Below are 26,620 nucleotides of genomic sequence, written 5' to 3' on the forward strand. Positions count from 1 at the left end.
GCTCATTGCCCCTCAACATTTAACGGGAAGTGACAGGCAAACAGATGCGATTTGGTACCGGTGAGACGCGGCGTCTCAATACACTTACGCTGCGCATAGGGACAGCGTGGCCCTAGTCGACAGCCAATCGGCAGATGTTCAAGCGAAGGAATGGCACCGGACAGTGTGTTCAGGCGGCTTTTATGCGGCAGTGCACTGCCAAAGTCGGGCATTGCGCGGATCAGCGCCTGGGTATAGGGATGGTGCGGCGTATCCATTAAATCTTCACTCTGCGCGGTTTCAACGGTCTGTCCGCAGTACATCACGTTAATGCGATCCGCCCACTGGCTCATGGTGCGAAGGTCATGACTGATCAGCAAAATCGTGGTGTTGTTATTTTGGTTGAGTCGGCTCAACAAGCGGAATATTTGTGCCTGCGTGGTCGGTTCCATAGCATTGGTCGGCTCATCGGCGATCAGCAGACGCGGCTGATTGGCCAGCGCAATGGCGATCATCACTTTCTGGCATTCACCTTCCGTCAATTCATACGGGAAACTGCGCATGATGTCTTTGTGGTCTTTAATGCCCACGCGGTGCAACAGCTCGATGGCACGCGCTTTGCGCCAGAACCACAAACGCTGATACCAGCGCCCTTTAAAAGTCCAGCGTGGGATCGCCTGCATCAACTGGCGGCCGATGCTTTCAGAGGGATCCAGACAGGATTGCGGTTCCTGGAAAATCATCGACACGTTATGGCCGACAATGCGGCGTCGTTCGCGCGGCGACAAACGCAGCAAATCGATATCATCGAACACCATACGATCGGCGGTGACGCGCCAGTTATCTTTGGTTACGCCGCAAATCGCTTTCGCAATCAGGCTTTTGCCAGAGCCGGACTCACCCACTAACCCACGCACTTCACCTTCACTGAGCGTCAGGTTAATGCGATCAACGGCTTTCACCGGACCTTCTGAGGTCATGAACTCGATAGTGAGATTACGAATATCCAGTAACGGCATTATTCAGCTCCCGCTTCTACGGCGCGACGGATGCCATCGCCCAGCAGGTTAACGATCAACACACTGACCATCAGCGCGACGCCGGGCAGCATCACGGTCCAGGGCGCAACATAAATCAGCTCCAGCGCATCGCCCAGCATCGCTCCCCATTCAGGTGAGGGCAGCTGTGCCCCTAAATCGAGGAAACCGAGTGCGGCAATGTCGAGAATGGCCATGGAGAGTGAACGCGTAAATTCCCCGACCAGCAGCGGCAGGACATTGGGCAGCACGGCGTTCCACAGAATATTCAGATTGCGCGCGCCATCCAGACGCAGCGCCACCACATACTCTTTTTCCATCTCGTTATGTACCGCAGTATAGATCTCCCGCACCAGGCGCGGAATGATCGCCAGCAATACCGCCAGCATGGCGTGTTCAAGGCGTGGGCCTAAAAAGGCCACCACAATGATTGCCAGCAGCAGCGAAGGGATGGAGAGCAAGGTATCCAGCACGTGGTTCATGACCGCAGATCGCAAACCGTGGGTAACGCCAGCCAACACACCCAGGATCAGGGCGCAAATCGCGGCTAAAACCGTCACCATGATGGCCGAACCGACAGTAGGCGCGACGCCGCTCAGCAGGCGGCTCAATACATCGCGGCCCAAATCATCGGTACCGAGGAAGAAGGAGACATCCCCGTAACGCGACCATGAAGGGGGCAACAGCTGATAGCCGAGGAACTGCTGATCGATGCCATAGGGCGACAATAAGCCGCCAAACAGGCACAGGAATAGCAGGGTACCAAAGCCGTACAATCCGATCATGCCGCTGGTATCACGATAAAAACGCTGCCAGAACAGACGAAACGGGCTGGGCAGCCGCTTCTCTGCATAGATATTATCGTAAGGCATACCATTCCTTGTGTTTCAACGGATTAAGCGCCGCACCCAAAATATCTGACAGCACGCTGACCAGAATCACCAGACCGCCTACCACCATCACACCTGCAGAGATGGCCGCATAATCCTGCTGACGAATGGCGTTGATCAACCAGCGGCCAATGCCCGGCCAGTTGAACACCACTTCCGTAATCATCGCCAGCGTCAGCATGGTGGAAAACTGTAAACCCAGACGCGGGATCACGGGCGGCAGCGCGTTGTGCAGTACATGGCGGCGAATCACGGTGAAGCGAGATAATCCGCGCGTGGCCGCCGCTTTCACATAGTTTTTATCCATCACATCGCTGGTGCTGCTGCGCAGTAAACGAATCACCTCAGTGGTCGGTGCGACGGCCAGTACCACCACCGGCAAAATCATATGAGTCAGGGCACTCATCAACATCTCATGGCGCCACGGTGAAGGGCTCAGCCAGGCATCAATCAGTGCAAAGCCTGTCACGTTTTGTACCGGGTAGAGCAGATCAAAGCGTCCGGAAACCGGCAGCCAGCCCAGCGTCAGGGAGAAGAACAGGGTGAACAGCAGTGCCAGCCAGAACACCGGCATCGAGAAGCCGAGCAGAGCCAGTGCGCTGATGGCTTTATCCTGCCATTTTTTGCGCATCACGCCCGCGCAAATTCCCAGCGGGATACCCACCAGCAGCGCCAGCATAAAGGCCAGTATGCAAAGCTCTAGCGTGGCGGGGAACACCTCGCGCAGTTGCAGGTCGATCAGCTGGCCGTTGGTGCTGGAAACACCGAAGTCGAATTGCAGCAGGCCTCTAAACCAGAACCACCATGCATCGAACAGCGAGGCACCTTCCAGCGGCGCATTCGGCGTAAAGTAGCTCAGACTGAAACTCACCAGTGACAATAATAACAGGGTGATCAGCAACAACAGCAGGCGACGCAGTATATAGATAATCATGCTTATTCCTCGCTGCTCTCATCACGGTAAACCCCGGCAAACGAGGCATTCCCAAACGGACTGAGCACCAGACCTTTAATATCATGGCGATATGCCTGTAAACGCAACGATGACGCCAGCGGCAACACCGGTAATTCCTGTGCCAGAATTTGCTGCGCGTGATCGTAGCTGTCGATGCGCGCCGAAAGTTGCTGCGACAACAACGCCCGTTGCAATGATTCATCAAAGGCCGGTGAACACCAGTGCGCAAAGTTGGTTTGCGAGCGGATGGCTGCACAGCTCAACAGCGGCCGGAAGAAACTATCCGGGTCGTTACTGTCTGTCGCCCAGCCGGTCAGCGTCAGATCATGATTCATCGCCATCAACTGCGCTTCCTGGAAACGGCCCTCCACCGGAGCGATGGTGACGCGCACGCCAACCTGAGCCAAATCGGCTTGCAGCAGTTCAGCGGTTTTCAGTGGGCTGGGGTTCCAGGATTGTGAGGTGGTAGGCACCACCAGTCGCAAGTGCAGATCTTCCAGCCCGAGCGCTTTCAGCGCTTCACGGGCTTTCGCCGGATTGTATTCGGTGACCCGCGCATCATTATCATACGCCCAGGACGCTCGCGGTAAAATGGAGGCGGCGGTTTCAGCGGTGCCGTAATAGATCGATTCCATCAGGCGTTCGTTATTTATGGCCAGTGCCAGCGCGTGACGCACTTCCGGGCGATCCAGTGGCGGTTTACGCGTATTAAACGCTAAATAGGCGATGTTCATGCCAGGACGCAGCGTCATGCGCAGACGCGGGTCATCACGCAAAATCGAGAGCTGGCTGGCCGCCGGATAAGCCAGCACATCACATTCACCTGTGAGCAACTTCGAAAGACGTCCTGTTCCACCCACGCCAAGATCGATCACCACCTGTTGCAGCCGCGGCACACCTTTCCAGTACTGCGGATTACGCGCCAGGCGCAGATATTGCCCGGTACGGTACTCGCTCAGCTGAAACGGCCCGGTGCCCACCGGCTCGCGATCCAGGCGCTCCTGCTGGCCTTTCGCCGTCAACTTGTCGGCGTATTCCTGCGACAATATCGGCGCGTAATGCGTAGCAATGTGCCAGAGGAAAGAGGCATCCGGACTATTGAGACGGATTTCTACCGTGTCGTTGTCGAGTTTTTTAACGCTTTGTACCGAGTCAGAGAACTGCAAACTATCGAAATAGGGGTAGCTGCCACCGTTGACGTTATGCCACGGATGCTGGCGATCAAACATGCGCGCAAAGCTGAACACCACGTCATCGGCATTCATTTTGCGTGTGGGTTTAAACCAGTTGGTGTGCTGGAAAGAGACATCTTTGCGCAGATGAAAACGGTAAGTGGCGCCGTTATCGCGCACTTCCCAACTCTGTGCCAGGTCAGGAATCAGGCGATAAGTGTAAGGGTCCACATCCAGCAGGCGGTCATAGAGCTGTGCCGCCAGCGTATCCACCACAAGGCCGCTACTGACCATTTGTGGGTTAAAGGTATTGACCGTGCCATTGACGCAATAAACAAAACCGCTATTACGGATGTTATTGGTTGGCGCGGCCAGCGCAGACGCACTCAATACGCTGAGACCGAGCAGCAGCGAGGAGAATAATTTTGGCATAGAACTCAACGATTCTGAGGCAATAGCGTGAGTGTATCGCAAACGTCACGCACTCCCCAAATTCATGATGGTTCTGCGTTGTTTTTCGCCAATCTGGCGAGGAGGTAATCACAATGTTAGTGTGGAAATGAGAAAAATTCTCAATTAGGGCTTTACAGATGATAATAAGAATGATTATTATTCTTCTGCGCTTCGACGGTGGCTCTACTGAAGAAGAGCACGACATTGCTCACATTGCTTCCAGTATTAAGTTGCCCGCATCTAATGCGGGCTTTTTTTTGTGTGTCGTTTTTCCCGTCATCTTTTGCGCTGCTGCTGCGTTAGCTGCGCGCGCTAACCCCGGTCACATACTGATGTATGCTCCCGGGGATTAGCGCACTTGCCGCCTTGCATCAGCACAAAAGCTATCGGGAAAACCAACCCACACCTGAGCTGTCTTTAAAAGCACTTCGATAGGTAAGACCATGATGTGGTGAGTTATCTGTTAGCAGCGAAGCAACGATGTGCTCCCAGATAATCACCAGACTGCGTTTTTTTTAGGCTAATCCTCATCACGTGCCTGGATGCCGTGCTTTTTCATCATGGCGCGTAATTGATGGTAGGTGACCCGCAGTAACTCGGCGGCACGGCGTTGGTTGTATTTTGCCTGTTGCAAGCTGGCTTCGACCAAATCGCGCTCCTGCTGGTTTTGCCACTGGCGCAGATCGAGTGGCAGGGCGGGTAAGCCGCTGGTGTTGGGTTCGGAGGGGCTTTCAGGCACGGCGCTGCGCGGGGCGAACGGGTTGATGATGATATTATCCAGTTCCTGCTCTGCGCTGTGATGGCGATACACCGAGCGTTCCACCACATTCTTCAATTCACGTACATTACCGGGCCAACTGTGGGTGAGTAGCGTGAGCTGAGCGCGCTCGCTGAAGCCGGGAAACAGCGGCAGGCCGAGTTCGCGGCACATCTGGATAGCAAAATGCTCGGCCATCACCAGAATATCGCTGCGACGTTCGCGTAACGGTGGGAGTTGCACCACATCAAAGGCGAGACGATCGAGTAGATCCGCGCGGAATTTTCCTGCCGCAGCCAGTGCGGGCAAATCTTCATTGGTTGCACACACCAGACGCACATTGACCTGCAAGGACTGATTGCCCCCCACACGTTCCAGCTGACCGTATTCAATGACGCGTAGCAATTTCTCCTGCACCAGCATCGGCGCGGTCGCCAACTCATCGAGGAATAATGTGCCGGCGTCAGCACGCTCAAAGCGGCCAAGATGACGTTTTTGCGCGCCGGTAAACGCACCGGCCTCGTGGCCAAACAGTTCAGAATCCAGCAGGTTTTCATTCAGTGCCGCGCAGTTAAGCGACACAAAAGGCCCTTGCCAGCGATCGGAGAGATAGTGCAAGCGACTGGCAATCAACTCTTTACCGGTTCCTCGCTCGCCAATCACCAATACCGGTTTTTCCAGCGGCGCGAGACGGGAAACCTGCTCCAGCACCTCCAGAAAGTTGTTTGATTCGCCCAACAGGTTGTCACTGCCATTTGCCATGATGAATTTCGCCACTGGTTAATCAATTTCACTACATTAATGGATGCTTACTCGAATGTAAAATGTGCAAACTGTGTAAAATCAATAAATTAAAAGTTGGCACGCCATTTGTATTAAGAAACCGTGCACCGCACAACCACATGACAATCAGAGGAACATCATTATGGGTATTTTTTCTCGTTTCGCCGACATCGTGAACGCTAACATCAATTCCCTGCTGGAACGCGCCGAAGATCCGCAGAAACTGGTACGCCTGATGATTCAGGAAATGGAAGACACGCTGGTGGAAGTTCGCTCCACGTCAGCGCGCGCGCTGGCAGAAAGGAAACAGTTGCTGCGCCGAATTGAGCAGGCCGAAGTTCAGCAGGCTGAATGGCAGGAAAAAGCCGAGTTGGCTATCAGCAAAGAAAAAGAAGATTTGGCGCGCTCTGCGCTGATTGAAAAACAGAAACTGACCGATCTGATTGCAGCACTCAAGCAAGAAGCCATTCAGGTTGAAGAAACATTAGATCGCATGAAAGGTGAGATCGGTGAGCTGGAGAATAAACTCAGCGAAACCCGCGCACGCCAGCAGGCATTGATGCTGCGTCATCAGGCAGCGTCCTCATCCCGCGATGTGCGCCGTCAGTTGGACAGCGGCAAGCTGGATGAAGCCATGGCGCGCTTCGAATCGTTCGAACGCCGCATTGACCACATGGAAGCGGAAGCGGAAAGCCAGCGTTTTGGTAAGCCAAAAGGTCTTGACCAGGAGTTCGCCGAGCTGAAAGCTGACGACGAAATCAGCCAGCAGCTGGCGGCGCTGAAAGCCAAAATGAACCGCAGCGAGTAAATGGGCGTGGGGCTCTACGCTGAGCCCCGTGACCAGGGTGTTAATGATTAAGGAGAGTCAATGAGCGCACTTTTTCTCGCCATACCCCTGACGATCTTCGTGCTCTTTGTAGCGCCGATCTGGTTATGGCTGCACTACAGCAACAAACGCAACGGTGGCGCGGAATTGTCATCAGGCGATATGCAGCGTCTGCAACAGTTGACCCAGGACGCGCGCCGCATGCGTGAACGCGTGGAAGCACTCGAAGCGATTCTGGATGCAGAACATCCGAACTGGAGGCAACCATGATGAATGGCCGCAAATTGTGGCGCATCCCGCAGCAGGGGAAAATTCGCGGTGTTTGCGCCGGTCTGGCCGAGTATCTCGATATTCCGGTGCGCCTGTTGCGTGTGATTGTGGTGCTGTCACTGTTCTTTGGGCTGTTTATGTTCACCGTGCTGGCGTACTTCATCCTGGGCTTTGTGCTGGATGAAAAGCCCGCGGATGCGCCGGATCAACACACGCCAACGGCACGTGATTTGCTGGATGAGCTGGAAACATCGTTGAAAAGTGATGAGCGCAACGTGCGAGATATAGAGCGTTACGTCACTTCAGAGACCTTCAGCGTGCGCAGTCGCTTCCGCCAAATCTGATTATTTCCGCCGGGCCCACAGCGGGTCCGCTTCATCGCATATTCTTAAGGAGTGGAGATGTACAATCCGCGTATGACTGCTCTGCGCCGCCGCGCAACACCTGCGTTGAAGTCGGCGGGGAAATTCATCATCATCAGTGCAGTAACCTATGGTCCCGGCGGGTTAGCTGGCTGGGCAGTGAAATCGGTGGCGCGTCGCCCGTTGCGCCTGCTTCTGGCGGCCGCCCTGGAACCGTTGCTGAGTAAGGCATTCAAACGCCTGTCCGCACGTTTCGTCAGGGAGATGGATGAAAAGACTGCAAAATGAACTGGCCGCGTTGATGAACCGCGGTGTTGACCGCCACTTACGCCTTGCCGTAACCGGTCTGAGCCGTAGCGGAAAAACCGCGTTTATCACCACGCTGGTGAACCAACTTCTCAATGTACACAGCGGCGCCCGTTTGCCGCTGTTTTCCGTGGTGCGTGAAGAGCGCCTGCTCGGCGTCAAACGGGTGCCTCAGCGGGAACTGGGCACGCCGCGTTTTACCTATGACGAAGGGCTTGCGCAACTCTACGGTACGCCTCCCGTCTGGCCAACGCCGACACGTGGTGTCAGCGAAATGCGTCTGGCGCTGCGCTATCGGCCTGAACAATCGCTTTTGCGCCATTTCAAAGATACCGCCACGCTGTATCTGGAAATCGTCGATTACCCTGGTGAATGGTTGCTCGATCTGCCGATGCTGGCGCAGGATTATCTCAGCTGGTCGCGACAGATGATGGGGTTGCTGCAGGGCGATCGTCAGCAGTGGGCGTCACACTGGCACAGCTTGTCACAGGGTCTCGATCCCTTTGCCCCCGCGGATGAAAATCGTCTGGCGGAGATCGCTGCTGCCTGGACTGATTATCTGCATCAATGCAAAACCGAGGGATTGCACTTTATCCAGCCAGGCCGCTTTGTGCTGCCGGGCGATATGGCAGGCGCCCCGGCGCTGCAATTCTTCCCTTGGCCACAGGTCGATGAGATTCACGCCAGCAAGCTATTGCAGGCTCCTGCAGGCAGTAACTTTGCCGTGCTGCAACAACGTTTTAACTACTACTGCCAGCACGTGGTGAAAGGTTTCTATAAAAATTATTTTCTGCGCTTTGACCGCCAGATTGTGCTGGTGGATTGTCTGCAACCGTTAAACAGCGGACCCCAGGCGTTCAATGATATGCGCCTGGCGCTGACCCAATTGATGCAGAGCTTCCATTACGGGCAGCGCACGCTATTCCGTCGTCTGTTTTCCCCGGTCATCGACAAACTCTTGTTTGCTGCCACCAAAGCTGACCATATTACGGCCGATCAGCACGCCAATATGGTGTCGCTGTTACAACAGTTGGTTCAGGATGCCTGGCAAAACGCGGCGTTTGAAGGGATCAGCATGGATTGTCTTGGACTGGCGTCGGTGCAGGCCACCGAAAGTGGGCTGGTGGATCATCGTGGCGAAAAGCTGCCCGCGCTGCGCGGTCATCGTCTTCATGACGGCGAAGCGCTGACCTTCTATCCGGGTGAAGTGCCGCCACGTTTGCCCGGACATCAGTTCTGGCAACAGCAAGGATTTCAGTTTGAACAGTTCCGGCCGCAGCAGTTGGATGTCGATCGGCCGCTGCCGCACATTCGCATGGATGCCGCGCTGGAATTTTTACTTGGAGATAAATTGCGATGAGCGACGAAATCCCTTTAAAACCGCGCATTGATTTTGCACGACCGCTCGAAGCGGAGGCGCAGCAACCGCTGCGGGCGGCACACACTTTCAGTGAGGAAAGCGAGGGCGCGTTTCTTGCTACCCAAGAGTCGGAGCCGCTGGCAGAGGGCGAAGGTGAAAAAGTGGTTGAGGCCGCGCTGCGCCCCAAACGCAGTTTATGGCGCAAGTTGGTAGGTGCGGGTCTGGGGATTTTTGGCATCAGCGTGGTCGCGCAGGGCGCTCAGTGGATGCATGATGCCTGGATCACGCACGATTGGTTTTCGCTCGGCACCGGTGTAGCAGGAAGTCTGATTGTGATTGCCGGAGCCGGGGCATTGATTGGCGAATGGCGTCGACTTTACCGGCTGCGCCAGCGAGCAGAAGAAAGGGATATCGGACGAGAGTTGCTACACAGCCACGGTATCGGTAAAGGGCGTGCTTTTTGCGAAAAGCTGGCCCAACAGGCGCAACTCGATCAGGCGCATCCGGCACTGCAGCGATGGCATGCGGCGCTGCATGAAACCCACAATGACCGTGAAATCGTGATGCTATACGCGCAACTGGTGCAACCGGTGCTGGATCGTCAGGCGCATCGTGAGATCAGCCGCCACGCTGCGGAATCCACGTTGATGATTGCGGTGAGTCCACTGGCGCTGGTGGATATGGCATTTATCGCCTGGCGCAACCTGCGACTGGTCAATCGCATTGCGGCTATTTATGGCATCGAGTTGGGGTATTTCAGCCGCATCCGCCTGTTTCGTTTAGTGTTGCTGAATATGGCCTTTGCCGGCGCCTCAGAGTTGGTGCGTGAAGTGGGGATGGATTGGATGTCGCAAGACATCGCCGCACGCCTCTCAGCCCGCGCCGCTCAGGGCATTGGCGCCGGTTTGCTGACCGCGCGTCTGGGTATCAAAGCCATGGAACTGTGTCGCCCGCTGCCATGGCTGGAAGATGATAAGCCGCGTCTCGGAGATTTCCGTCGGGAACTATTGGTTCAGCTAAAAGAATCCCTGTCTAAGAGTGGGGGTAAAGCAGGGCAGGCTGCTAAATAATGTCCTGTTGCTCACCTTTCACGCTGCCAATCAGGTGGAAGGTGAAATTATCTTTGTTAAATGTGATATTTGGCGGGATTATTGTGGGTTGTTCCGCTACACTTCTTCGCGTCACCTGCCTCAAGCTGTCAACTTTTCATGACAGGCCTCTTCTGAGGCGCTGCAAGTTAGCGTATTATCTCTAAAATCAAAACCTGACTAAGGCTCATCGCAATGCGTTTGGAAGTTTTCTGCCAGGACCGCATCGGTCTGGCGCGCGAGCTACTCGACCTGCTGGTTGCGCGCAACATCGACCTGCGCGGTATTGAAATTGCGCCACTCGGTCGCATCTATCTCAACTTTTCTGCCCTTGAATTCGAACCCTTCAGTACGCTGATGGCGGAAATCCGCCGTACACCGGGCGTAACAGATGTGCGCACCGTAAGCTACATGCCCTCTGAACGTGAACATCGCGCGTTGAGTGCACTGCTCATTGCTATGCCGGAACCGGTGTTCTCTATCGACCTTAAATGCAAGGTGGAACTCGCCAACCCGGCAGCGCAGAACCTGTTTAATCTCGATGAACAGAAGCTGCGTAATCAGAACGCCGCAACCCTGATCACCGGTTTCAATTTCCAGCGCTGGATCGAGAATGAGCGAGTGGAAGCCCAGGCACATCACGTTGTGATTCAGGGACGTGATTTCCTGATGGAAGCCCGACCGATTTATCTGGCAGAAGAAGAGGGGCAGAGCGATCAGCCCGTCGGCGCAATGATCACGCTGAAGTCCACCGCCCGCATGGGCCGCCAGCTGCAAAATCTCACCGTGACGGACGAGTCGGAATTTGACCACATCGTGGCAGTGACGCCGAAAATGCGTCAGGTGATCGATCAGGCACGTAAACTGGCGATGCATGATGCGCCGCTGCTGATTGTCGGCGATACCGGCACCGGCAAAGATATGCTGGCACGCGCCTGCCATCTGCGCAGCGCACGCGGTAAAAAACCCTTCCTGGCCCTTAACTGTGCGTCTCTGCCGGATGATGTGGCTGAGAGCGAGCTTTTTGGTCACGCGGCGGGCGCTTATCCGAACGCGCTGGAAGGCAAGAAAGGCTTCTTTGAACAGGCCAACGGCGGCTCGGTGCTGCTGGATGAGATTGGTGAGATGTCACCGCGCATGCAGACAAAACTGCTGCGCTTCCTCAACGATGGGACTTTCCGTCGCGTGGGTGAAGAACATGAAGTACATGTGGATGTGCGCGTCATTTGTGCCACGCAGAAGAACCTGATCGAGCTGGTGCAACGGGGTGAGTTCCGTGAAGACCTGTTTTACCGCCTTAATGTACTGACGCTCAATTTGCCGCCGTTGCGAGAGCGTCCGCTGGACATCCTGCCGCTGACGGAGATGTTTGTGGCGCGCTTTGCCGATGAGCAGGGGCTGCCGCGTCCGCGTTTGTCACCGCAGCTCGCACCGTTCCTGACGCGCTATAACTGGCCAGGTAACGTACGACAGTTAAAGAATGCACTGTATCGTGCACTGACGCAGCTGGAAGGCTACGAGTTGCGTCCTCAGGACATCATTCTGCCTGAGCAGGCATTAGATGTGACGTTGGGCGAAGAAGCGATGGAAGGTTCGCTGGATGAGATCACCAGCCGTTTCGAGCGTTCGGTGCTGACGCGCCTCTATTTGTCTTATCCCAGCACGCGCAAACTGGCAAAACGCCTGGGTGTGTCGCATACCGCGATAGCCAACAAATTGCGCGAATACGGTTTAGGGCAAAAACGTGGCGAAAGTGAATGACCTGCTAGCGCATAGCTCGCAGCCATAAAAAAGGGCGCACTTCACAAAGTGCGCCCTTATCACATCATCTTAATACTTACTTCAGTGCAGCCAGTGCCGCATCATAGTTTGGCTCTTCGGTGATTTCGTTCACCAATTCGCTGTAAATCACTTTGTCGTTTTCATCCAGCACCACTACAGCACGTGCAGTCAGGCCTTTCAGTGGGCCATCAGCGATTGCCACACCGTAATCTTCTTTAAATTCAGCACCGCGCAGCGCTGACAGAGTCACGACGTTGCTCACGTTTTCTGCACCGCAGAAACGAGACTGGGCAAACGGCAGATCGGCAGAGATGCAGAGCACCACAGTGTTGTCGGATTCGCCGGAACGCTCGTTGAACTTGCGCACTGATGCCGCGCAGACGCCGGTATCAATACTTGGGAAAATGTTCAGAACTTTGCGTTTACCTGCATACTGAGAAAGGGAGACGTCACTCAGGTCCTTTGCGACCAGACTGAAAGCTTTAGCCTGTTCGCCAGCCTGCGGGAAGTGACCTGCAACCGGGACCGGATTGCCCTGAAAGTGAACATTCTGAGACATACGATTTCCTTTTAGCGATGAAAAAGTCTGGCATTAAGCCTGCCAGAGCAGATATAGCGTTTGTTTATGACATAATTTTGAAGGGTTTACGAGCGCATTTCGTCGCGATAGCAGAAGCACATCGCAATTAAGCCACGGATTTAAGGAGAATTAATGAGAACAGTGAAGAGTTATCCAGAGGCCTGGCCGTTGCATTCGCCGTTTGTTATTTCACGCGGGAGCAGGACAGAAGCGCATGTTGTGGTGGTCGAGATTGAACAGGATGGTCTGAAAGGCGTGGGTGAAGCCACGCCTTACGCACGCTATGGCGAAAGTGAAGACTCGGTGCTGCAACAAATCGCCACGCTGTTGCCCGCTATTCAGGACGGTATGACACGTGGCGAACTGCAACAGGCATTAGCGGCGGGTGCCGCGCGTAATGCCCTCGATTGTGCCTTATGGGACCTGGAACGCCAGCAACAGAGTAAAAGTTTGCAGGCGCTGTGCGGTGTTGAGTTGGCAGAGGAGATCATCACTGCGCATACAGTGAGTATCGATACGCCGGAAGCGATGGCCAGCAGCGCGTTAGCGTTGTGGCAGCATGGTGCGCGTTTGCTGAAGATCAAACTCGATCATCATTTAATCAGTGAGCGCCTGGTGGCAATTCGCACTGCCGTACCGGAAGCGACGCTAATTGTGGATGCCAATGAATCCTGGCAGGCTGAAGGGCTGGCGGCGCGCTGCCAGTTACTGGCAGACCTGAACGTCGCGATGCTGGAGCAACCGCTTCCGGCGGCTGAAGATGCTGCGCTGACAAACTTTGTGCACCCACTTCCCATCTGCGCAGATGAGAGCTGTCACACCCGGGAGAATCTGGCGCAGCTGAAAGGGCGCTATGAGATGGTCAATATCAAGCTGGATAAAACCGGAGGATTGACCGAGGCGCTGGCGTTGGCCACCGCGGCGCGTCAGCAGGGCTTTACGGTGATGTTAGGCTGTATGTTATGCACCTCACGGGCGATTCGCGCCGCGCTGCCGCTCACGCCGCTGGCAAAATTCGCCGATCTTGACGGCCCAACCTGGCTGGCTGCCGATGTTGAGCCGTCGCTGCATTTCTCACACGGCGTGCTTAAACCTGCGGCTGCCAGCGCAGCAGGTTAATCATCGCATCAAGATAAACCTCGGTGGCTTCATCTACCGAAATAGGCGGCATCTCGGCGGTTATGCACAACAAGCCGAGATCGTCGCACCAGCTGCCAAATGAGCCCGGCGTGGCATAGCCCACGCTACTCACCACCGGTAATTGCGTTTGTTCAGCCAGCCACTGCGCGAGGTGACTGTGGTGTGGATCATCAATACAAGCCAGTGGCTCATGCCAGGACACCACCCAACGCGGCTTAATCTGATGAATCAACTGGCAGAGTGCGCGTGTTTCCGGTTCAGAAGCGGGGCTGCTGCCCGTCGACAGCACCACATCACGTTCGTCCGCTGCGCTGTTCCAGCGATAGACCGTGTCGCCATTTTGCCAATTGGCGGCCGGGAAATTGCGGTTGAGATCGACCCCGTTCGCATTGGCACGCAGCCCCAACTGGCAACCATCCGGATTCACCGCCAGCACCACATGATGACGGCGCAGTGGCTCCGGCAGCGTGCGCATTGCACCGGATAGCGTCGCGACGGCGGCATTTTCATCACCGTGCGTGCCGGCAATGATCAACCCACTGTCGGCATCGGCCGCCGGGGCCGGGAACCACAGCAGCGGTGCACCGAGCACCGATTGCCCATATTGTTGCCAGACCGCGTCGAGTTTGCCGCGCAGCGGGCGGGGATGATGTGACGACATGACATTCCTCTCTGAAATCGTGCAATGAGCGCCAGGATGGCCAGGCGCTTCAGGATTAAAAAATGTGACCGACAATTCAGCCTCAACATAACGGTAAACAGCAGACAGGGAAATAGCTATATATCAATCAGCAATTTGCGATAGAGTCACCAAAGACGCTGGCGACGCAGACCTCTTCGCAGTCGCCATTTTTTTTGGGTAAAGGAGTGGTGATGAAATTAACTTTCCGCAAGACGCTGGCCGCCGTAATGATTGCTGGTGTTTTCTCACCGGTGTTTGCCGCTAATGTGCCAGCGGGCGCACAGTTAGCGCCAACACAGGAAATTGTTCGCCATATTAAAGACGAACCTGCTTCTCTGGATCCAATGAAAGCCGTGGGTCTGCCAGAAATTCAGGTCATGCGTGATCTGTTCGAAGGGCTGACCAATCAGGACGCACACGGAAAAATCGTGCCGGGCGTGGCTGAAAGCTGGCACAGCAACGACAACAAAACCTGGATTTTCACGCTACGCAAAGATGCGCGCTGGTCAAATGGCGAACCGGTGACAGCGCAGGACTTCGTCTACAGCTGGCAGCGCCTGGTGGAGCCGAAAAACAGTTCTCCCTTTGCGTGGTTTGCCGCGCTGAGTGGCATCGAAAACGCGGATGCCATTACCAAAGGGCAGATGAGTGCCGATAAGCTGGGCGTGACAGCCACTGATGCGAATCATCTTAAGGTGACATTGTCACGCCCTGTGCCATGGTTCCCGAGCATGGTCGCGAATGCCGCGATGTATCCCGTCCCGCAAAAGGTGATTGAGCAAAACCCTGATAGCTGGACGGCGCCGGGAAAACTGGTGGGTAACGGCGCCTATCAATTGCAGGATCGTGTGGTGAATGAAAAGATTGTACTGGTACGAAATCAACACTATTGGGATAACAGCCATTCCGTACTGACCAAAGTGACCTTTATCCCTATCAATGAAGAGTCCAGCGCGACCAAACGCTACCGCGCGGGCGACATTGATATCACCGAATCCTTCCCGAAAAATATGTATGCGCTGCTGAAAAAAGAGCTGCCGGGACAGGTGTATACGCCGGATCAGTTGGGCACCTATTACTACGCTTTTAACACGGAAAAGGGACCGACTGCCGACGTGCGCGTGCGCAAAGCGTTATCATGGAGCATCGATCGCCACATCATCGCGGAGAAAGTTCTGGGCACCGGGGAAAAACCGGCCTGGCACTTCACTCCGGACGTCACCGCAGGGTTTACAGCGCAGCAAAGTTATCTCCAGCAGCACAGCCAGCAAGAGCTCAATGCTCAGGCAAAAGCGTTGCTGACCTCCGCCGGTTATGGCCCTGGCAAGCCGCTGCATTTGACGCTGCTGTATAACACCTCGGAAAGCCATCAGAAGATTGCCATCGCCGTGGCGTCAATGTGGAAAAAGAACCTTGGAGTGGACGTTACGCTGCAAAACCAGGAGTGGAAAACCTACATCGACAGCCGCAACAGCGGTAACTTTGATGTGATTCGTGCGTCATGGGTCGGGGATTACAATGAACCGTCCACTTTCCTGAGTTTGTTGACCTCAACGCACACCGGCAATATCGCCCGTTTCCACAGCACGGATTATGATGCGGTGCTGACCAAAGCCAGCATGGAAACTAGCGTGGCTGCACGCAATACCGACTATGACAAAGCGGAGCAGATCATTGCCGATCAGGCGCCGATCGCCCCGATCTATCAATATACCAACGGGCGCTTGATCAAACCGTGGGTCAAAGGTTATCCGATCACCAATCCCGAAGATGTCGCATACAGCCGCGAACTGTGGATCGAAAAGCACTGATTTAGCGACGCTAATCAGCAGAGTGGCGTGATGGTGTGCGTCTCCTTAACCGGTGCAACGGATTAGGGAGGCGCATCCAGTGACGTTGTTGCCGCTCTCGCTTTCAGCGGATGCTCACCTCTGCCTTGTCATCTTTGCTCACAGCCTGATGATTGCAACTCGTCGCCGCCACGCTAGACTGTATCGTATTGATTTTGATAGTGAGGCGAGTCAGTGAACGTCATTGAAGGAAAAGCGCTAAAAGTATCGGATGCGATTATCTCCTGCCAGCTGGACGGCAAAGGCGGGATGATTCCGATTGAAGATAAAGATGTGATCAACTGTGAGCGCCCGTGCTGGTTGCATCTGAACTACACGCAACGGCAAAGTGCCGAGTGGCTGCAAAATACCCCCTTGATCCCCGATTCCGTGCGTGATGCACTCGCGGGCGACAGCATGCGTCCCCGTGTCACTCGCTTAGGCGATGGCTTTATGATTGTGCTGCGCAGCGTCAACCACAATGCCGATTCACGCCCCGATCAACTCGTCGCCATGCGCGTGTTTATCAACGATAAAGTGATTGTTTCCACGCGCCGGCGAAAGGTGTATGCCATTGATGAAGTGCTGGCCGATTTGCATAACGGTAACGGCCCGGTGGATGGCGGCAGCTGGTTAGTGGATGTCTGCGATGCGCTGACCGATCACGCCAGCGAATTTATCGAAGAGATGCACGACAAAATCATCGAGCTGGAAGATGCGCTGATGGATCAACAGGTCCCGGCGCGCGGTGAGCTAGCGCTGCTGCGTAAGCAACTGATTGTGATGCGTCGTTATATGGCGCCGCAGCGTGATGTTTATGCCCGTCTGGCGAGTGAAAAACTGCCATGGATGAATGATGACGATCGCCGTCGTATGCAGGACGTTGCCGATCGTCTGGGACGCGGCCTGGATGACCTCAATGCAGGCGTAGCGCGAACGGGGATACTGGCCGATGAAGTCGCGTCTTTGCTGGCAGAATCAATGAACCGCCGCACCTATACCATGTCGCTGATGGCGATGATTTTCCTGCCTGCGACATTCCTGACAGGATTGTTTGGCGTCAACCTTGGCGGTATTCCGGGGGGTAGTTGGCCGCTGGGCTTTACCGCGTTCTGCGTACTACTGCTGGTGATGGTGGTGGGTGTGGCGATATGGCTCAAACGACGCAACTGGTTGTAATGTAAGGCTCAGGTTATAAGCGTTAACCCGCTGTTAAATAAAGTGCCGCAAGCAAAAAAGCGGGAAAAACCTGATCGATATCAATAAGTGGATCGCCTAACAGGGGCAAACTCTCTCTCGCAGGTGAATGCAACGTCAAGCGATGGGCGTTGCGCTCCATATTGTCTTACTTCCTTTTTTAGAATTACTGCATAGCACATTTGATTCGTACAACGCCGGCTAATCCGCCGGCTTTTTTTTGCCCGCTTGGCTTGGCCGCGCTTCATTACCTATGCTTTAAGGACATTCAGCAATAAGGAGCAGGGCATGCAAGAACTCATTGCGAGCGATCCCATTCCAACCGATCCGCCACCGATTCCAGAACCGATTCCTCATCCGCAGCCGATTCCGGAACCTGATCCTCCCTACGATCCCGAGTTTCCACCGATCATCGATCCGCCTCCCCATCGGTAACAAAAAAGGCGCAGAGCCGAAGCGCTGCGCCTGTTTTTAATTCGTCTGCCAATTACTTAATTTCTAATACATCCAGACGAACGCTCATTTCCGGCGCGTCTTCTTCGTCCGGCTGCCAGCCCGCAGGTTTCACCGGCAGTTTTTCGCGATCAAAGCCAATATCGCCGCCGTCGACCACTTCATCGCCGTGCTGGATGCCTTTAAAGTCGAACAAATTAATGTCCGCCATGTGCGAAGGCACAATGTTCTGCATCGCACTGAACATGGTTTCGATACGGCCAGGATAGCGTTTATCCCAGTCACGCAGCATATCCGCAACGACCTGACGCTGGAGGTTCGGTTGTGAACCGCACAGATTGCAGGGAATGATCGGATACTGGCGCGCTTCAGCAAAGCGGATGATGTCTTTTTCGCGGCAATAGGCCAGCGGACGGATGACAATATGTTTGCCATCATCACTCATCAGTTTTGGTGGCATGCCTTTCATTTTGCCGCCGTAGAACATGTTCAGGAACAGGGTCTGCAGGATATCGTCGCGATGATGGCCTAGCGCAATCTTAGTACAACCCAGTTCAGTGGCGGTGCGGTAAAGAATCCCGCGACGCAGTCGTGAACAGAGCGAACAGGTGGTCTTGCCTTCCGGAATTTTCTCTTTAACGATCGAGTAAGTATCTTCGTCGACGATTTTATACTCAACACCCTGTTCTTCCAGATACGCGGGCAGAATATGCGCCGGGAATCCTGGCTGTTTCTGGTCGAGATTAACCGCCACCAGTGAGAAGTTAACCGGCGCGCTCTTCTGCAAATTGCGCAAAATTTCCAGCATGGTATAGCTGTCTTTACCGCCAGACAGGCAGACCATGATGCGATCGCCTTCTTCAATCATGTTGAAATCAGCAATGGCCTCACCCACGTTGCGACGCAGACGCTTCTGAAGCTTGTTCAGGTTGTATTGTTCTTTCTTTGTTACTTCTTGATTTTCTTGCATTATTAACTGTCTCAGAAAACAAAAGGGGCATGCAATGGGCAAGTCATTTCAGATCGCCAGTTTGCTGTTGAGCATATCTACCTGCTCGCCATTCATCTCTTCAATCCATGTCGCGTAGATTTTACACACCATCTGCGCGTTCTCATGTCCCATCTGATTCGCTATGAAAGACGGGTTTGCGCCTGCCGTCAAAAGCCAGCAGGCAAAAGTATGTCGCGTATGGTACGGATTACGGCGGCGAATTCCAGTTCCAATCTGATTATTAATATGAATTTTCAATGTCCGGCTCTGGAGCTGTTCTGGGATTGAGCTTAAAAAGCAATCTTTCTGCCTCTGCTAAACTTTTGTCTGAAAACATGAAAATACACGATTAAAAGGATAGACAATGGCAAACGCAGAGCTGATCCCAAATAAAGGTTCGGATAAGATCGAACATAAACTTGTTCTACAGAGTGGGGCAGCATGGAATAAGCAGTCTTATGAAGCGTATCTCCAAGGCAAGCCACTCATATCGGTTATGCGTATGTCTCTACCTCCTGTTACCGAACTGCCCTGGCATACACATGCCATACCTAACACGGCCTACGTTCTGTCGGGACAGTTGACGATTGAAAACAAGAATACAGGCGTCACATATCGCGCTAAAGCGGGTGAGGCGATTAATGAAACGGTAAATAGCGCACATCGCGGGTATACGTCCGAACTGGGGGCTGAACTGGTTTTTTTTACGCAGGAGTTGAAGGTCAGGAGCTTTCAGAACCTCTGCCTGGAGAGAAACCTGAATATTAGGCCCTGATTTAAAAGACCACAGTACTCAGAATTTTACCCTACATTTTGGTGAGGGTTGTGTTGCACCGACCCGTCGAACTCATTTCATATTCGAACGTGCCGGGCATCACACCAGAACATAACAGTGCTGTTAATTCACTAAGCACCAGTTGCTATAGGCGTACCCTGATGGAAATTCAGAGACCACTGGCCCTCTTTCGAAGTTAGCCAGTAAGAGCAACGTAATGCGGGTCGGCTCCCGTCAGCATCAGACGTATGGTAAAGAAGTATTACGCAACTTTCACTTATTTCGATCAGCCGGAAGTTGCTGCTTACGATTGGACTTGAAGTTTTCTCGCTCTTTAGCGACATGATCGTGTCTGAGCGATCGACCATCATGCCTGAACGTGTAATCTCCAGGAATTCAGGATGAAGAAGATGCTCGAGCCAATTCCGATCGTTGCGTTTTTCACCGTGAAGGCTGCATTCAAGCCACATGAGCTTTTCAAGGAGCATTGTAATTGACCTCTAATGATTTAGCAGGACGTTTTTTTGAATTGAAAGGGTGTCAATGAGTTATGGCGCCGCTCACTGGGCAGAAAAGTACTACTCTTTGTAGAAGTTATCATAATTTTAACTGGAGAGTATGTATGGAAAATATACCGACGCGCGCGCCAAGCAGGGGCATAAACCATGTAGGGCTTACCGTTCCCGACCTGCAAATGGCAACTGAATTTTTACAGAAGGCGCTGGACGCGAGGTTTGTCTATGACGGCCTAACAGACCATGATCATCCACGACAGGGGGCAGATACAGAGAAACAATTAGGCTTAAGCTCTGGGTCAATGATTATCAAGCAGCGCTTGCTACGGATTGGTAATGGTCCAAATCTCGAGCTTTTTGAGATAAAAAGTGAAGAACAGGAGCAACCTGTAAGGCTGCAGGATATTGGCTGGAATCACATATCTCTTTACGTGGACGATATAAATTATGCGGTGGAAAGGGTCAGAGCAGCGGGAGGAAGGCTTCTTTCAGAAATACATGGGAACTCCCGTCATGAAGATACAGAAAATAATGCCAGCGTATACTTTCAGGCTCCGTGGGGCAGCCTGATTGAACTTCAATCAATACCGAATGGTTACTATTATCCCGATGATAGCGAAGCAGAGACATGGACACCTACACCGTAGTTATCATCTCAGGTAAGGGTGCTTGACTAAACCGGCTCCCACTCCCGCAGTTCGTGTCTGAAAACTGGCAAATACTTAACTATAGCTGGCTTAAGCACTGTGTCAGCTATGTAGTCAGCCCTCTTACTCTCATCATCAGATGTCTCTTCTGAGTTCTGCTCAGATCAAACAGAGTATTGGCTCACTCCCCCGGAACCGGTAGTTAAAGTGAAGACTGGATTTATTTCACTAATCTTTAGTACCGACGAGGGAATATTAAGTACGAGGAGGGGCAGTTAATCTTGCATTGCTATTACATCGCGTTATTAAATTGCTTTTACTTATGCTAGTTAAGACTTTATTCGGGTAGTCACCTCATCATTAATGACGCCAGGTATTTATTTAAGTCGTTTACATAAGCATTGAGAAATTTCGACCCCTTAATGTCATAATTGATTGTTATACAATAGAAAACTCTAAATCACCCCCAGTCTACCATTATTATAAATAAATGATAAGATTGTTACATGCAATAATAATTCATATATTTCACATATTTAGAGAGGTTAAGAAAAGTTCCTCCATTGAGTTACATCTTTAAATAGGCATAACCTATCGGGTGAATAATATAATTAGGGAGGTTAATGCTATAATAATGGTGTGGTAAATAATTTTCTCTAATTCATTAGCGAGGTGTAAACGTGTTGTACAGCGAAGACATGACCGGTCACGCAATTATTGGTGAAGCAGCAGTCAATCTAGCCGTGCGTGACCAGGATATAACCGTCGATGCGCTTATCTCAGAATTGGCCGCGATGCTTAAGGCGGACAGTAGTCACTCGAGAGACCAGGCAATCAGGGGAGCCATTAACTGGTTGCGAGGACACCGTAGTATCAGCGCTAAATCAACTGGCGAAGATAGCTGGATTTTACCAGATGCAGGCCATTCAGGCACTACATCGCAGGAAAGCACCATCCGCTTGATGACAGATGACGATAACTTAAGATAACTACACACTGTGGCGGCAGGTACGGTTATGCCTGTCGCTTTCGTATGTGTCAGTGCCAGGATTTTACTTACCCATATAGCCGCTTATTCTGAATCTGTGCTTGCTGGTTCCGCAATACATTTACTGCCATATACTTAACCTTAGCGGCAGTATTTATGACTGCAAGGCTATAATCTTTAACTTTTTATCCAGCCAATGCGTAATTTAAACCAACGCGAATCGCGCGAGCATTCAGGGATCATCACAGCATGAGAGAAACCAATACGGTTGCACACATACAGGCATGCCTTATGGTTAAAGGTGACCGTTATGCATTACAGAAAGAAGCGCTGGATAACATGATCCGCAGCCTAATTTACATAGGGGTACCGGTGAATAACAAAACCATTATGCAACGTATCATGAATCAGCTCATGGTTGAAACTAACGCCGAAAGGCAGGAAACTCTGCGCGTCCTGCTCCAATTGGTCGTGAGATTTACTCCGGACGAACCCGGTGTCTGAAAGCGGCTGGCGCCGCATAATTTCAATTGAGTTTTTTTGCCAGTAACCTAATGGCCCGCTCACAGGAGTCGCGCGTTATTTTGTCCGGGGTGGACTCCTTCAGGCGCCAGAGGGCAGCGATGAGTTCATGCACATGTACGGTCCCGTTTGGACGCAGAAGTTGTTTCAGCGCGACCGCCACAGCCTGATGCATAAGATCATCTATTTCATTTCCGGTTTTCAGATGCGCTCCGCTTATTGGGGATATATACAGTATATCCCCAATAAGCGGTGCTGATAAACATGCGGGAAAAAAACAGCCTGATGGCAGTTCAATCAGTAAGGGGATATACGGTCAGGTGGAATATCATGATTGCCGCCAGGTGCTTCGTCTTCATGACCTGGCAGCGGTATAACGACATCATGAATACAATGTTCTGACATGATTATTCCCGTCATCTTTAAATACACGACATTAAGTTTAGCTGCGTTACTTTACCGAGCATGAATCATTATCGGGAATGTGACTTAGGATTAAAAGAGTTCAACGCGCATGAAGTGTGAGCGAAGAGTCCCGCGTATCGGACATACTGTCATCGATGCACAAACGACAGATGGAGGCCCATACATTCAGACGTTGCGATGCAATCTGATAGGCGTGCCTATAGGTGAGCGCAGACCCTAGAAATTGACGCTCCGGATGATCTTCCAGGCATACGCATCCTCTGGCGTGTAACTGGTAATGCTGTCCTGCATTGAGAATGTAATAAAACTGGGGCATACGTTTTTCCTTCCGGTTAAAAGAGATACTGTATGCTGGGATGTCAGGTAGTGAAATTCATTTTTTAAAGCGATATAAGTCGGAACTACCGGAGGGTGTCGTCCTTGACAGGTTCTCCGGCCGGTGCACGCCTTGGCGAGACCGGTGAGGTCATCTTCATCGTCGTCTTCCGGCCAGAGCCGGACTACGTCCTTTGGCGTCAGTTCTTCTCGTCGTTCAGGTCTGCAGAAGTCTGCAGGTACGGCAGATACCGGACGGCCTGATCAGGCTCATGGAAGCTTTTCAGCCAACTTCTGGCTTCCGATATTTCCGTGAGCCGGTTATCGCTGCCGCCGGCTTGTGCCATGCTTCCAAGCTCAGCAATAAGCGATTGTACGCTTATCTCTTTTTCACCCAGCGCAAGGCTCAATGCCGCTTCGCCAATAATGACGTGCCCTTTCCCGTCGTGATGATTAGACAAATTAACTACCTCCATTTCACGTTGATGACAGCCTCACGTCACACTGTAGTCGCTGATGGTGAAAGTGCCCGTAGGTAATTCTGAAAAAAGCTATATTCGTAATAATTTGTATCAATTGCTGAGTTTATTGGACCCTTCATGCAAAAAATCTACTTACGTAATCCACTAAGAATTAACCGTGGCCTGATGAATTGATTCGCTGATAATTAAATCAGGCTGTTCTGTCCATCAGATTTTGTCTGCGTGAATGTGGGGGTGTGCTGCCCGTAACCTTGAGTCTTTCGCGGCGCGCAGATTCAGTACTGTTGATTAGGATTTGAGGTAAACGCATGCCGGAGGCGCTCAAATCGAAAGATATTACTTTGTGTACATATTTTGCTGTTGTACGTACTGGCTTTGCGAAGCGCGGCACCCTCATGAATTAATGCCAGTGTTGAGGACAAACAGGCTTAATGATGTCTGGGTCGTTGAAGTCGCGGTGTGGTGAGGGTGACTACCGGTCCGGTTTGAGAATGGTCAGCCAACTGCTATGGTGCCTGTGACAATCTGCGGTAATATGGAGCCAGAAATGCTTACAACAATTATTTACCGAAGCCATCTCGCCGATGAGGTACCCATCAACATCCTGCCGGGTATGGTTGAGAAAGCCAGCCTGCTCAACGCACGGCATCAGGTCACGGGGATCCTGCTCTTTAACGGCACGCACTTCTTTCAGATTCTTGAGGGCCCGGAGGAGGGCGTGCAGGACATCTATGGTCGTATCTGCGCCGACCGGCGTCACCACAATGTGGTTGAGCTGATGCGCGACTATTCACCGTCGCGCCGCTTCGGCAACCATGGTATGGAGCTGTTTGACCTGCGCCGCCATGACAGCGGCAGTGTGCTGCAGGCGGTGCTTGACCGCGGCACGTCTAAATATCGCCTGACTTACGACGATCGGGGCCTACAGTTCTTACGAACCTTCGTGGAAGCCCGTGAGAAAGAAAACTACTTCGAAGTTTTGCCCGCTGACTACTGGGACTTTGTACCGGATGAGAACGGTCCTTCGTTCCCGGCTGTGGGCGTCACCTTCCGCCCGGTGGTTGATCCTCTGGGTCGTGAAGTCACAGCCATCGAGGCCATACCCGATGACGCCCCGGATGGACTAACCGGCGAAGCGCTGTATGCGTATAACCTAAGCGTCGTCACAGAGGCACTGAACAAGGCAGGCAGATCGTGTCCCGACGACATCATGTTATACGTCAGCATATTGCCCATGACGCTGGTTAACCTTCCGGATGCCATCAGCCGGCTCATTAACGCAATTGACCGTGCTGAGCTGGTGCCGCAGCAAATAATACTCGGCGTCAGTGAAACAGAGGTTATCTCTCAGCTGGAATCATTCACTCAGGCGGTACGCCAACTGAAGCAAGCGGGTATCAGTATCTCTATCGACAACTTTGGTGACGGTTCGGCAGGACTGTCTCTGCTGGCGCACGTCCAGCCGGACCGCGTGCGCATCGGCGCAGCGATCGTGCGCAATATTCACCGCAGCGGTCCCCGTCAGGCGGTGGTACACGCGGTGCTTCGCTGTTGTTCAGCGCTGGAGATAAACGTCATTGCTGCGGGTATCGAACAGCCGGAGGAGTGGATGTGGCTGGAGGCAGCTGGTGTCACTGATTTCCAGGGTGCCCTGTTCACTGCAGAAGGCGCGGCTGTTGCCTGGCCGGAGACCCGCGAGGCAATCTGATGCACTGGAAAAGATAAGGGCCCAGGGCGGGCCCAGTAGAATTAAAGAGATGTGGTAAGGTAAGTTGAAGGCTGCGCGGCCGTAACAGCCGATACTTCAACCCTTTCATTCCGCATAGTTCTGCCACGATTCGCTTTTTCAAGCCAGATAATGAAATGCGTCATCATTGCCGAAGCGTGTTGTGTATCGGTCGTGCGGTAAATAAGCAGCCGGCTTTTGGTCTGATTTGAGAAGTCTATTGCATAAATCTCGATGACGGCATCTCGCTGCTCGCTTTCGATTGCTGTGAAATGCATGTCAGGCCAGCGGTTCACCTTCACCATAAATTCACTTAAAATCATTTTTCTTCGCCTTTTATTGTTTTAAAATCGGTACTCTTTTCACTGGTCTGCCCAGCGTAGAACTGGTTGCGGACTCTGCAAGCTGTCAGCACGGTATTAAGCGTAAAAATTTCGTAAAGGCAATCACTCAGCCCTCTTTCAGCGCCGCATATTTCTGCATCATGCGTAAGTGGGGCGTGTCCGGCAATACGCCGGCAGACTATCAGTGCAACAGGCAATAACGGACAGGGGAAGCAGCGATGATCAGCGAAGACCGGCTCAGCCAAATCGCCAGTAATCCGGACAGCCATGACGCGGAAGTCGTAACGATGGCGAAGGAATTACTGCAGTTGCGTCGCTCACTGGGTGAGCCCTGGGCCGTTGTACAGCCGCTGGGCGAGCTTTACGTGGAGGACGGTAACGCGGCGATGATCTGGCCGGTTAGCCTGGCGGAGCGTGGCGACGTCTGTCTTTACCGTCTTGACAGGAGGGCATCGGCACCGAATGTCACACCGTCCGCCTCTGAGCAGCGCGGCCTCAGAAAGAAAATACCGGCGCAGAAGTAAAATGCTTCCGGAGCACGTTATGTCGTTAAAGTTTTTGCAGGGCCTTTTCTCTGGTCGTGTTCGGGCTGGTGCGGCTGTGGTAAGCTCTTCCCCCGAAACCTGCTGCCGGATAATCCCATGAAAAATGACTTTGAAGAAAAAATGGCCGACATTATGCTTGGCGAGGCCGTCACGGCCCTGCTGGATGAAGAAGTGGCCATAAGCTGGGCGGCACTCACGGATCGCCTGCGGTCGGCCATTGAACATGAAACGGATGAAGATCGGATTCGCGCGGGTTTGCGTGCTATCGAAGAAGTACGGCGGGAAATGCGTCTTCGCGACGGTGAAAAGTACGGAGTGGGAAGGGCTGCCGGGCCAACAGAGCAGAAGCTGCACTGACTTCATAAGAGCTGCGGAATCTGGCACGGTGTATTTCTACTATACTGTACACTTATCCACCCTACGGACGGAGGTCATATGAATGA

The 26,620-nt window shown here is 53.0% G+C and carries 30 protein-coding genes; 18 read left to right on the forward strand and 12 right to left on the reverse strand.

Annotation, left to right across the window (positions count from 1 at the left end; translation table 11 throughout):
• Nucleotides 1-2 precede the first annotated feature (2 nt).
• The 5 genes from sapD to pspF all read right to left on the reverse strand — a co-directional run bounded on the left by sapD (nt 3) and on the right by pspF (nt 6,005).
• Nucleotides 3-998 carry a putrescine export ABC transporter ATP-binding protein SapD gene (gene sapD, locus VI01_RS06280; RefSeq protein ID WP_045814412.1) on the reverse strand — a complete coding sequence of 332 codons (996 nt, stop codon included), beginning with the start codon at nt 996-998 and terminating at the stop codon, nt 3-5.
• Complete coding sequence (sapC, locus tag VI01_RS06285) at nt 998-1,888, reverse strand: putrescine export ABC transporter permease SapC (RefSeq protein ID WP_045814413.1); 891 nt, start codon at nt 1,886-1,888, stop codon at nt 998-1,000. The genes sapD and sapC overlap by 1 nt, the downstream gene beginning before the upstream one ends.
• Nucleotides 1,875-2,840 (reverse strand): putrescine export ABC transporter permease SapB, encoded by a 966-nt coding sequence (gene sapB, locus VI01_RS06290; protein ID WP_045814414.1) that lies wholly within the window; start codon nt 2,838-2,840, stop codon nt 1,875-1,877. The genes sapC and sapB overlap by 14 nt, the downstream gene beginning before the upstream one ends.
• A 2-nt stretch (nt 2,841-2,842) precedes the next feature.
• Nucleotides 2,843-4,465 (reverse strand): ABC transporter substrate-binding protein SapA, encoded by a 1,623-nt coding sequence (gene sapA / locus VI01_RS06295; protein ID WP_045814415.1) that lies wholly within the window; start codon nt 4,463-4,465, stop codon nt 2,843-2,845.
• 541 nt (nt 4,466-5,006) lie between these two features.
• On the reverse strand, nt 5,007-6,005 hold the full coding sequence (gene pspF / locus VI01_RS06305) for a phage shock protein operon transcriptional activator (protein ID WP_045814435.1): 999 nt from the start codon (nt 6,003-6,005) through the stop codon (nt 5,007-5,009).
• A 163-nt stretch (nt 6,006-6,168) separates the two neighbouring features.
• Between pspF and pspA the strand changes: the two genes are divergently transcribed.
• The 7 genes from pspA to tyrR all read left to right on the forward strand — a co-directional run bounded on the left by pspA (nt 6,169) and on the right by tyrR (nt 11,999).
• Nucleotides 6,169-6,834, forward strand: a complete 666-nt coding sequence (gene pspA, locus VI01_RS06310; protein ID WP_045814417.1) for a phage shock protein PspA — start codon at nt 6,169-6,171, stop codon at nt 6,832-6,834.
• A 60-nt stretch (nt 6,835-6,894) separates the two neighbouring features.
• Nucleotides 6,895-7,122 carry an envelope stress response membrane protein PspB gene (gene pspB, locus VI01_RS06315; RefSeq protein ID WP_034821383.1) on the forward strand — a complete coding sequence of 76 codons (228 nt, stop codon included), beginning with the start codon at nt 6,895-6,897 and terminating at the stop codon, nt 7,120-7,122.
• The gene (gene pspC, locus VI01_RS06320; protein WP_045814418.1) at nt 7,119-7,466 is read left to right on the forward strand and encodes an envelope stress response membrane protein PspC; all 348 of its coding nucleotides are present in this window, start codon (nt 7,119-7,121) and stop codon (nt 7,464-7,466) included. The genes pspB and pspC overlap by 4 nt, the downstream gene beginning before the upstream one ends.
• Nucleotides 7,467-7,523: 57 nt before the next feature.
• Nucleotides 7,524-7,772 (forward strand): phage shock protein PspD, encoded by a 249-nt coding sequence (gene pspD / locus VI01_RS06325; protein ID WP_045814419.1) that lies wholly within the window; start codon nt 7,524-7,526, stop codon nt 7,770-7,772.
• Nucleotides 7,753-9,150 (forward strand): YcjX family protein, encoded by a 1,398-nt coding sequence (locus VI01_RS06330; RefSeq protein ID WP_045814420.1) that lies wholly within the window; start codon nt 7,753-7,755, stop codon nt 9,148-9,150. The genes pspD and VI01_RS06330 overlap by 20 nt, the downstream gene beginning before the upstream one ends.
• A complete protein-coding gene (locus tag VI01_RS06335; RefSeq protein WP_045814421.1) occupies nt 9,147-10,220 on the forward strand; it encodes a YcjF family protein in 1,074 nt (357 codons plus the stop codon). The genes VI01_RS06330 and VI01_RS06335 overlap by 4 nt, the downstream gene beginning before the upstream one ends.
• A 213-nt stretch (nt 10,221-10,433) precedes the next feature.
• Nucleotides 10,434-11,999 (forward strand): transcriptional regulator TyrR, encoded by a 1,566-nt coding sequence (gene tyrR / locus VI01_RS06340; protein ID WP_034821366.1) that lies wholly within the window; start codon nt 10,434-10,436, stop codon nt 11,997-11,999.
• A 76-nt stretch (nt 12,000-12,075) separates the two neighbouring features.
• On the opposite strand, the gene tpx is transcribed toward tyrR, so the two are convergent.
• Entirely contained in the window at nt 12,076-12,579 is a 504-nt protein-coding gene (gene tpx, locus VI01_RS06345) for a thiol peroxidase (RefSeq protein ID WP_038646744.1), read from the reverse strand.
• 153 nt (nt 12,580-12,732) lie between these two features.
• Between tpx and ycjG the strand changes: the two genes are divergently transcribed.
• Nucleotides 12,733-13,719, forward strand: coding sequence for an L-Ala-D/L-Glu epimerase (ycjG, locus tag VI01_RS06350; protein WP_045814422.1), 987 nt, complete (start codon nt 12,733-12,735; stop codon nt 13,717-13,719).
• Here ycjG and mpaA read toward each other — a convergent pair.
• Nucleotides 13,688-14,401 carry a murein tripeptide amidase MpaA gene (gene mpaA / locus VI01_RS06355; protein ID WP_045814423.1) on the reverse strand — a complete coding sequence of 238 codons (714 nt, stop codon included), beginning with the start codon at nt 14,399-14,401 and terminating at the stop codon, nt 13,688-13,690. The two genes, ycjG and mpaA, sit on opposite strands and share 32 nt — an antisense overlap.
• Before the next feature lie 212 nt (nt 14,402-14,613).
• Between mpaA and VI01_RS06360 the strand changes: the two genes are divergently transcribed.
• The 3 genes from VI01_RS06360 to VI01_RS25555 all read left to right on the forward strand — a co-directional run bounded on the left by VI01_RS06360 (nt 14,614) and on the right by VI01_RS25555 (nt 17,883).
• Entirely contained in the window at nt 14,614-16,233 is a 1,620-nt protein-coding gene (locus VI01_RS06360; protein WP_045814424.1) for an ABC transporter substrate-binding protein, read from the forward strand.
• A 213-nt stretch (nt 16,234-16,446) separates the two neighbouring features.
• The gene (gene zntB, locus VI01_RS06365; protein ID WP_045814425.1) at nt 16,447-17,430 is read left to right on the forward strand and encodes a zinc transporter ZntB; all 984 of its coding nucleotides are present in this window, start codon (nt 16,447-16,449) and stop codon (nt 17,428-17,430) included.
• A gap of 306 nt (nt 17,431-17,736) precedes the next feature.
• The gene (locus tag VI01_RS25555) at nt 17,737-17,883 is read left to right on the forward strand and encodes a hypothetical protein (RefSeq protein ID WP_167347098.1); all 147 of its coding nucleotides are present in this window, start codon (nt 17,737-17,739) and stop codon (nt 17,881-17,883) included.
• Nucleotides 17,884-17,935: 52 nt separating this feature from the next.
• On the opposite strand, the gene ttcA is transcribed toward VI01_RS25555, so the two are convergent.
• On the reverse strand, nt 17,936-18,871 hold the full coding sequence (ttcA, locus tag VI01_RS06370; RefSeq protein ID WP_045814426.1) for a tRNA 2-thiocytidine(32) synthetase TtcA: 936 nt from the start codon (nt 18,869-18,871) through the stop codon (nt 17,936-17,938).
• Between the two features lie 48 nt (nt 18,872-18,919).
• Nucleotides 18,920-19,177 (reverse strand): tyrosine-type recombinase/integrase, encoded by a 258-nt coding sequence (locus tag VI01_RS24700; RefSeq protein ID WP_075564078.1) that lies wholly within the window; start codon nt 19,175-19,177, stop codon nt 18,920-18,922.
• 79 nt (nt 19,178-19,256) lie between these two features.
• Here VI01_RS24700 and VI01_RS06380 point away from each other — a divergent pair, with 79 nt between their 5' ends.
• Nucleotides 19,257-19,667: a cupin domain-containing protein gene (locus VI01_RS06380; RefSeq protein ID WP_369801863.1), complete on the forward strand. Its 411-nt coding sequence runs from the start codon at nt 19,257-19,259 to the stop codon at nt 19,665-19,667.
• Nucleotides 19,668-19,798: 131 nt separating this feature from the next.
• Here VI01_RS06380 and VI01_RS24705 read toward each other — a convergent pair whose 3' ends face one another.
• Nucleotides 19,799-20,155, reverse strand: coding sequence for a DUF4440 domain-containing protein (locus VI01_RS24705; RefSeq protein WP_075564079.1), 357 nt, complete (start codon nt 20,153-20,155; stop codon nt 19,799-19,801).
• 134 nt (nt 20,156-20,289) lie between these two features.
• On the opposite strand from VI01_RS24705, the gene VI01_RS06385 reads away from it, so the two are divergent.
• The 3 genes from VI01_RS06385 to VI01_RS06395 all read left to right on the forward strand — a co-directional run bounded on the left by VI01_RS06385 (nt 20,290) and on the right by VI01_RS06395 (nt 22,321).
• Nucleotides 20,290-20,829: a VOC family protein gene (locus tag VI01_RS06385; RefSeq protein WP_045814428.1), complete on the forward strand. Its 540-nt coding sequence runs from the start codon at nt 20,290-20,292 to the stop codon at nt 20,827-20,829.
• A gap of 680 nt (nt 20,830-21,509) precedes the next feature.
• On the forward strand, nt 21,510-21,818 hold the full coding sequence (locus VI01_RS06390; RefSeq protein WP_045814429.1) for a hypothetical protein: 309 nt from the start codon (nt 21,510-21,512) through the stop codon (nt 21,816-21,818).
• Nucleotides 21,819-22,108: 290 nt separating this feature from the next.
• Nucleotides 22,109-22,321, forward strand: coding sequence for a biofilm development regulator YmgB/AriR family protein (locus tag VI01_RS06395; RefSeq protein WP_045814430.1), 213 nt, complete (start codon nt 22,109-22,111; stop codon nt 22,319-22,321).
• 959 nt (nt 22,322-23,280) lie between these two features.
• On the opposite strand, the gene VI01_RS06400 is transcribed toward VI01_RS06395, so the two are convergent.
• Nucleotides 23,281-23,541 carry a hypothetical protein gene (locus VI01_RS06400; RefSeq protein WP_045814436.1) on the reverse strand — a complete coding sequence of 87 codons (261 nt, stop codon included), beginning with the start codon at nt 23,539-23,541 and terminating at the stop codon, nt 23,281-23,283.
• Nucleotides 23,542-24,109: 568 nt separating this feature from the next.
• Between VI01_RS06400 and VI01_RS06405 the strand changes: the two genes are divergently transcribed.
• Nucleotides 24,110-25,270 (forward strand): diguanylate phosphodiesterase, encoded by a 1,161-nt coding sequence (locus VI01_RS06405; protein WP_045814431.1) that lies wholly within the window; start codon nt 24,110-24,112, stop codon nt 25,268-25,270.
• Nucleotides 25,271-25,311: 41 nt separating this feature from the next.
• On the opposite strand, the gene VI01_RS06410 is transcribed toward VI01_RS06405, so the two are convergent.
• Nucleotides 25,312-25,611, reverse strand: a complete 300-nt coding sequence (locus VI01_RS06410) for a hypothetical protein (RefSeq protein WP_052696964.1) — start codon at nt 25,609-25,611, stop codon at nt 25,312-25,314.
• 239 nt (nt 25,612-25,850) lie between these two features.
• Here VI01_RS06410 and VI01_RS06415 point away from each other — a divergent pair, with 239 nt between their 5' ends.
• Both VI01_RS06415 and VI01_RS06420 read left to right on the forward strand, forming a co-directional pair.
• Entirely contained in the window at nt 25,851-26,156 is a 306-nt protein-coding gene (locus tag VI01_RS06415; RefSeq protein ID WP_045814432.1) for a hypothetical protein, read from the forward strand.
• Nucleotides 26,157-26,273: 117 nt separating this feature from the next.
• Nucleotides 26,274-26,534, forward strand: a complete 261-nt coding sequence (locus VI01_RS06420) for a hypothetical protein (RefSeq protein WP_045814433.1) — start codon at nt 26,274-26,276, stop codon at nt 26,532-26,534.
• The last annotated feature ends 86 nt before the right edge of the window (nt 26,535-26,620 follow it).

The organism is Pantoea sp. SM3 (genome assembly GCF_000963995.1).
Classification (GTDB): domain Bacteria; phylum Pseudomonadota; class Gammaproteobacteria; order Enterobacterales; family Enterobacteriaceae; genus Pantoea; species Pantoea rwandensis_B.

Excerpts from the sequence above, each read along its gene's own strand:
- VI01_RS06385 (WP_045814428.1), top strand. The coding sequence starts at position 20,290 with ATGGAAAATATACCGACGCGCGCGCCAAGCAGGGGCATAAACCATGTA.
- VI01_RS06380 (WP_369801863.1), top strand. The coding sequence starts at position 19,257 with ATGGCAAACGCAGAGCTGATCCCAAATAAAGGTTCGGATAAGATCGAA.
- sapB (WP_045814414.1), bottom strand. The coding sequence starts at position 2,840 with ATGATTATCTATATACTGCGTCGCCTGCTGTTGTTGCTGATCACCCTG.
- ttcA (WP_045814426.1), bottom strand. The coding sequence starts at position 18,871 with ATGCAAGAAAATCAAGAAGTAACAAAGAAAGAACAATACAACCTGAAC.
- VI01_RS25555 (WP_167347098.1), top strand. The coding sequence starts at position 17,737 with ATGCAAGAACTCATTGCGAGCGATCCCATTCCAACCGATCCGCCACCG.
- sapD (WP_045814412.1), bottom strand. The coding sequence starts at position 998 with ATGCCGTTACTGGATATTCGTAATCTCACTATCGAGTTCATGACCTCA.
- VI01_RS06360 (WP_045814424.1), top strand. The coding sequence starts at position 14,614 with ATGAAATTAACTTTCCGCAAGACGCTGGCCGCCGTAATGATTGCTGGT.
- sapC (WP_045814413.1), bottom strand. The coding sequence starts at position 1,888 with ATGCCTTACGATAATATCTATGCAGAGAAGCGGCTGCCCAGCCCGTTT.
- mpaA (WP_045814423.1), bottom strand. The coding sequence starts at position 14,401 with ATGTCGTCACATCATCCCCGCCCGCTGCGCGGCAAACTCGACGCGGTC.
- ycjG (WP_045814422.1), top strand. The coding sequence starts at position 12,733 with ATGAGAACAGTGAAGAGTTATCCAGAGGCCTGGCCGTTGCATTCGCCG.
- VI01_RS06395 (WP_045814430.1), top strand. The coding sequence starts at position 22,109 with ATGGTTAAAGGTGACCGTTATGCATTACAGAAAGAAGCGCTGGATAAC.
- tpx (WP_038646744.1), bottom strand. The coding sequence starts at position 12,579 with ATGTCTCAGAATGTTCACTTTCAGGGCAATCCGGTCCCGGTTGCAGGT.
- tyrR (WP_034821366.1), top strand. The coding sequence starts at position 10,434 with ATGCGTTTGGAAGTTTTCTGCCAGGACCGCATCGGTCTGGCGCGCGAG.
- pspF (WP_045814435.1), bottom strand. The coding sequence starts at position 6,005 with ATGGCAAATGGCAGTGACAACCTGTTGGGCGAATCAAACAACTTTCTG.
- VI01_RS06330 (WP_045814420.1), top strand. The coding sequence starts at position 7,753 with ATGAAAAGACTGCAAAATGAACTGGCCGCGTTGATGAACCGCGGTGTT.
- VI01_RS06335 (WP_045814421.1), top strand. The coding sequence starts at position 9,147 with ATGAGCGACGAAATCCCTTTAAAACCGCGCATTGATTTTGCACGACCG.
- pspA (WP_045814417.1), top strand. The coding sequence starts at position 6,169 with ATGGGTATTTTTTCTCGTTTCGCCGACATCGTGAACGCTAACATCAAT.
- sapA (WP_045814415.1), bottom strand. The coding sequence starts at position 4,465 with ATGCCAAAATTATTCTCCTCGCTGCTGCTCGGTCTCAGCGTATTGAGT.
- VI01_RS06410 (WP_052696964.1), bottom strand. The coding sequence starts at position 25,611 with ATGATTTTAAGTGAATTTATGGTGAAGGTGAACCGCTGGCCTGACATG.
- VI01_RS24705 (WP_075564079.1), bottom strand. The coding sequence starts at position 20,155 with ATGCTCCTTGAAAAGCTCATGTGGCTTGAATGCAGCCTTCACGGTGAA.
- pspD (WP_045814419.1), top strand. The coding sequence starts at position 7,524 with ATGTACAATCCGCGTATGACTGCTCTGCGCCGCCGCGCAACACCTGCG.
- VI01_RS06415 (WP_045814432.1), top strand. The coding sequence starts at position 25,851 with ATGATCAGCGAAGACCGGCTCAGCCAAATCGCCAGTAATCCGGACAGC.
- pspB (WP_034821383.1), top strand. The coding sequence starts at position 6,895 with ATGAGCGCACTTTTTCTCGCCATACCCCTGACGATCTTCGTGCTCTTT.
- VI01_RS06405 (WP_045814431.1), top strand. The coding sequence starts at position 24,110 with ATGCTTACAACAATTATTTACCGAAGCCATCTCGCCGATGAGGTACCC.
- pspC (WP_045814418.1), top strand. The coding sequence starts at position 7,119 with ATGATGAATGGCCGCAAATTGTGGCGCATCCCGCAGCAGGGGAAAATT.
- VI01_RS06420 (WP_045814433.1), top strand. The coding sequence starts at position 26,274 with ATGAAAAATGACTTTGAAGAAAAAATGGCCGACATTATGCTTGGCGAG.